Source organism: Micrococcus sp. 140720015-1 (assembly GCF_053627595.1).
Genome location: NZ_JBSEYC010000010.1, coordinates 1 through 5,911, shown reverse-complemented (window position 1 = coordinate 5,911; position 5,911 = coordinate 1). Strand labels below are relative to the sequence as shown.

3 rRNA genes are annotated in these 5,911 nt (G+C 56.4%); all 3 read right to left on the bottom strand.

The window, feature by feature from the left end:
• Positions 1 to 55: 55 nt before the first annotated feature.
• Positions 56 to 172, bottom strand: a 5S ribosomal RNA gene (gene rrf, locus ACUXPL_RS11980).
• Between the two features lie 191 nt (positions 173 to 363).
• A 23S ribosomal RNA gene (locus tag ACUXPL_RS11975) occupies positions 364 to 3,455 on the bottom strand.
• 435 nt (positions 3,456 to 3,890) lie between these two features.
• Positions 3,891 to 5,413: ribosomal RNA gene (locus tag ACUXPL_RS11970) — 16S ribosomal RNA — on the bottom strand.
• Together the 16S, 23S and 5S rRNA genes form the textbook arrangement of a ribosomal RNA operon.
• Positions 5,414 to 5,911 lie beyond the last annotated feature (498 nt).

Genomic DNA, 5,911 nt, shown 5'->3' with positions numbered 1-5,911 from the left:
CCAGAAATGCGGAAGGGCCTCGCACCCAACGGTGCGAGGCCCTCCCTCAAAGAATGTCCGGCGGCGACCTACTCTCCCACAACCTCCCGGCTGCAGTACCATCGGCGCTGTGGGCCTTAGCTTCCGGGTTCGGAATGGAACCGGGCGTTTCCCCCACGCTATGACCGCCGTAACCCTAACCCCACACCACCACCCTCAACACGGGCAACAGCAGGGAAACCTACGGGTCACACAACAGTGACACTATTCAACTGAAACACATCAACCACCCACCACCAGGTAGACAGCCGGTTGCAATCAGACAACCGCACAGTGGACGCGAACACCAACCCATCACCTTGAAGCAAGCAACAGGATAAGAGTGTGTGTAAGTCATCGGCCTATTAGTACTGGTCAGCTTCACGAGTCTTCAGTCCTCGCTTCCACATCCAGCCTATCAACCCAGTGTTCTAGCTGGGGGCCTCACACCCTCAAAGGGGCAAGGAAATCTCATCTCGAAGCCGGCTTCCCGCTTAGATGCTTTCAGCGGTTATCCATCCCGAACGTAGCTAATCAGCCATGCACCTGGCGGTACAACTGACATACCAGAGGTTCGTCCGTCCCGGTCCTCTCGTACTAAGGACAGACCTTCTCAAATTTCCAACGCGCGCAGAGGATAGGGACCGAACTGTCTCACGACGTTCTGAACCCAGCTCGCGTACCGCTTTAATGGGCGAACAGCCCAACCCTTGGGACCTACTCCAGCCCCAGGATGCGACGAGCCGACATCGAGGTGCCAAACCATGCCGTCGATATGGACTCTTGGGCAAGATCAGCCTGTTATCCCCGAGGTACCTTTTATCCGTTGAGCGACGGCCGTTCCACAACGAGCCGCCGGATCACTAGTCCCGACTTTCGTCCCTGCTCGAGCTGCCACTCTCACAGTCAAGCTCCCTTGTGCACTTGCACTCGACACCTGATTGCCAACCAGGCTGAGGGAACCTTTGGGCGCCTCCGTTACATTTTGGGAGGCAACCGCCCCAGTTAAACTACCCATCAGGCACTGTCCCTGACCCGGATCACGGGCCGAAGTTAGATATCCAGAGTGACCAGAGTGGTATTTCAACGATGACTCCACGAACACTGGCGTGCCCGCTTCACAGTCTCCCACCTATCCTACACAAGCCACACCGAACACCAATACCAAACTATAGTAAAGGTCACGGGGTCTTTCCGTCCTTCTGCGCGTAACGAGCATCTTTACTCGTAATGCAATTTCGCCGAGTTCACGGTTGAGACAGCGGGGAAGTCGTTACTCCATTCGTGCAGGTCGGAACTTACCCGACAAGGAATTTCGCTACCTTAGGATGGTTATAGTTACCACCGCCGTTTACTGGGGCTTAAGTTCTCCGCTTCGCCGAAGCTAACGGGTCCCCTTAACCTTCCAGCACCGGGCAGGAGTCAGTCCATATACATCGTCTTACGACTTCGCATGGACCTGTGTTTTTGATAAACAGTCGCTTCCCCCTGGTCTCTGCGGCCCCGATCCCCTCACACCAGCGAGTGGTGCTCAAGGTTGGGGCCCCCCTTCTCCCGAAGTTACGGGGGCATTTTGCCGAGTTCCTTAACCATGATTCTCTCGATCGCCTTAGTATTCTCTACCTGACCACCTGTGTCGGTTTAGGGTACGGGCAGTTTGAACCTCGCGCCGATGCTTTTCTAGGCAGCATAGGATCACCGGATCACCCACCATGTGGGCGCCCATCAGGTCTCAGGCACACAGCCGGCGGATTTACCTACCGGCAGCCCTACACCCTTAGACCAGGTCATTTCCATTGCCTGGCCCGGCTACCTTCCTGCGTCACACCTGTTAATGCGCTTGCCTCCCCGGTTCAGGTCCCGCGCTCCCCACCACCGTCCCCGTCAAAGACGAGGATCGGGATGGTTCGGGCGGTTAGTATCACCGGCTCAGCATGGGCGGTTCTTCACTGGTACGGGAATATCAACCCGTTGTCCATCGACTACGCCTGTCGGCCTCGCCTTAGGTCCCGACTTACCCAGGGCAGATTAGCTTGACCCTGGAACCCTTAGTCATCCGGCGGACGGGTTTCTCACCCGTCTTTCGCTACTCATGCCTGCATTCTCACTCGTCCACAATCCACCAGAAGTTACCCGCTGGCTTCACCTCGTGAACGACGCTCCCCTACCCATCCAGCAAAACTGAATGCCACGGTTTCGGCGGTGTACTTGAGCCCCGCTACATTGTCGGCGCGGAATCACTTGACCAGTGAGCTATTACGCACTCTTTCAAGGGTGGCTGCTTCTAAGCCAACCTCCTGGTTGTCTCAGCAACTCCACATCCTTTCCCACTTAGCACACGCTTAGGGGCCTTAACCGGTGGTCTGGGCTGTTTCCCTCTCGACTATGAAGCTTATCCCCCACAGTCTCACTGCCACGCTCTCACTTCCCGGCATTCGGAGTTTGGCTGAAGTCAGTAACCTTGTAGGGCCCATCGTCCATCCAGTAGCTCTACCTCCGGGAAGAAACACGTGACGCTGCACCTAAATGCATTTCGGGGAGAACCAGCTATCACGGAGTTTGATTGGCCTTTCACCCCTACCCACAGCTCATCCCCTCCATTTTCAACTGAAGTGGGTTCGGTCCTCCACGCGCTCTTACACGCGCTTCAACCTGGCCATGGGTAGATCACTCCGCTTCGGGTCTAGGACACGCGACTCAATCGCCCTATTCAGACTCGCTTTCGCTACGGCTTCCCCACACGGGTTAACCTCGCCACGTATCACTAACTCGCAGGCTCATTCTTCAAAAGGCACGCTGTCACCCCACAAGGAGGCTCCAACGGTTTGTAGGCACATGGTTTCAGGTACTATTTCACTCCCCTCCCGGGGTACTTTTCACCATTCCCTCACGGTACTGATCCGCTATCGGTCAACAGGTAGTATTCAGGCTTACCAGGTGGTCCTGGCAGATTCACACGGGATTCCTCGGGCCCCGTGCTACTCGGGCAACCCCCCAACAGCGGCGGAACACATTTCGACTACGGGACTCTCACCCTCTACGGTCCAGCATCCACACTGGTTCGTCTATATGCCCGCACCTCACTGCGCCATGCCGGCAGACATGACAAGGAGGGGCCCACAACACCGCACATGCAACCCCTGCCGGGTATCACACACATACGGTTTAGCCCCATCCGCGTTCGCTCGCCACTACTAACGGAATCACTTTTGTTTTCTCTTCCTGTGGGTACTGAGATGTTTCACTTCCCCACGTTCCCTCCACCCGGTCTATGTGTTCAACCGGGGGTCACACGACACGTCGTGCGGGGTTTCCCCATTCGGAAATCCTGGTCTCAACGTCCGGTTATCGACTCCACCAGGCTTATCGCAGATTCCCACGTCCTTCTTCGGCTCCTGTTGCCAAGGCATCCACCATGCGCCCTTGGAAACTTTCACACACAATGAAAGTCCTCAAATGAGCAATATCTAACTAAGATGTCATTCTCGGCATCACCACACCTCACACACCACCCCAGGGGGAACAGTGCGATCAACGATGCAGCAACAAAAAATAAGATGCTCGCGTCCACTATGCAGTTCTCAAACAACAACCCACACCCCATCCACCAACCACAAAGGCCAGCTTCACAAGGCACGGACACCAGAAACAACAACCCCAACCCCAAGGTCAGGGCGCCTGCTGTTCCAGGACCCAACAGTGTGCCAACACCAGCCCGCAGCCACCAACACCACCCATTCCAACCACACCCTCACAGGCATGACGTACTCGAGCACTGCCGGCACCACCACTGGCACCATTCGTTGATGTTCCACCCATGAGCAACCCGCCATCACACACGCGGTGATGCAACGGGCACTGATGCTCCTTAGAAAGGAGGTGATCCAGCCGCACCTTCCGGTACGGCTACCTTGTTACGACTTAGTCCCAATCGCTGGTCCCACCTTCGACGGCTCCCCCCACAAGGGTTAGGCCACCGGCTTCGGGTGTTACCGACTTTCGTGACTTGACGGGCGGTGTGTACAAGGCCCGGGAACGTATTCACCGCAGCGTTGCTGATCTGCGATTACTAGCGACTCCGACTTCATGGGGTCGAGTTGCAGACCCCAATCCGAACTGAGACCGGCTTTTTGGGATTAGCTCCACCTCACAGTATCGCAACCCATTGTACCGGCCATTGTAGCATGCGTGAAGCCCAAGACATAAGGGGCATGATGATTTGACGTCGTCCTCACCTTCCTCCGAGTTGACCCCGGCAGTCTCCCATGAGTCCCCACCATTACGTGCTGGCAACATGGAACGAGGGTTGCGCTCGTTGCGGGACTTAACCCAACATCTCACGACACGAGCTGACGACAACCATGCACCACCTGTGAACCCGCCCCAAAGGGGAAACCGTATCTCTACGGCGATCGAGAACATGTCAAGCCTTGGTAAGGTTCTTCGCGTTGCATCGAATTAATCCGCATGCTCCGCCGCTTGTGCGGGCCCCCGTCAATTCCTTTGAGTTTTAGCCTTGCGGCCGTACTCCCCAGGCGGGGCACTTAATGCGTTAGCTGCGGCGCGGAAACCGTGGAATGGTCCCCACACCTAGTGCCCAACGTTTACGGCATGGACTACCAGGGTATCTAATCCTGTTCGCTCCCCATGCTTTCGCTCCTCAGCGTCAGTTACAGCCCAGAGACCTGCCTTCGCCATCGGTGTTCCTCCTGATATCTGCGCATTCCACCGCTACACCAGGAATTCCAGTCTCCCCTACTGCACTCTAGTCTGCCCGTACCCACCGCAGATCCGGGGTTAAGCCCCGGACTTTCACGACAGACGCGACAAACCGCCTACGAGCTCTTTACGCCCAATAATTCCGGATAACGCTCGCACCCTACGTATTACCGCGGCTGCTGGCACGTAGTTAGCCGGTGCTTCTTCTGCAGGTACCGTCACTTTCGCTTCTTCCCTACTGAAAGAGGTTTACAACCCGAAGGCCGTCATCCCTCACGCGGCGTCGCTGCATCAGGCTTGCGCCCATTGTGCAATATTCCCCACTGCTGCCTCCCGTAGGAGTCTGGGCCGTGTCTCAGTCCCAGTGTGGCCGGTCACCCTCTCAGGCCGGCTACCCGTCGTCGCCTTGGTGAGCCATTACCTCACCAACAAGCTGATAGGCCGCGAGTCCATCCAAAACCGATAAATCTTTCCAACACCCACCATGCGGTGGACGCTCCTATCCGGTATTAGACCCAGTTTCCCAGGCTTATCCCAGAGTTAAGGGCAGGTTACTCACGTGTTACTCACCCGTTCGCCACTAATCCACCCAGCAAGCTGGGCTTCATCGTTCGACTTGCATGTGTTAAGCACGCCGCCAGCGTTCATCCTGAGCCAGGATCAAACTCTCCGTAAAAAAATTACAGAACAACACCGTGGCAGCCGGAAATAACCACCACGACATCCATTCAATACCTGGCAGACCATCACCACACCACGGGGGTGGCAGGCGATGATCAACCAATATGTGTTAAAACAATTGGCATCAACAAACTTGGCACACTATTGAGTTCTCAAACAACAGGCGCTTCCAGCTTCAGCGACCCGCTCCGCGGGCCGTTTCGCTCTGGAGCAACTTCTCCATCCTAGACCATCCGTTTCGACCGTGTCAACTCCGTGTCCGAAGCATTCACCGTCCGTTCACATGGCCGGGCTAGAAAACCTTACCACGCGATCCGACAATGTCAACTCCGCTCAGCGGGGCCAGACACTCACCGGACCATCCACGCGGAAGGCCTTGAAAACCTTACCACATGATCCCCGGCCGTCAAACCAGATCATCTTCTTCAGGAATCCCGACCCGCATCACTGCCGGCCGCGCACCCGGTGAGCACCACCCGCCCTGGACCTGCCA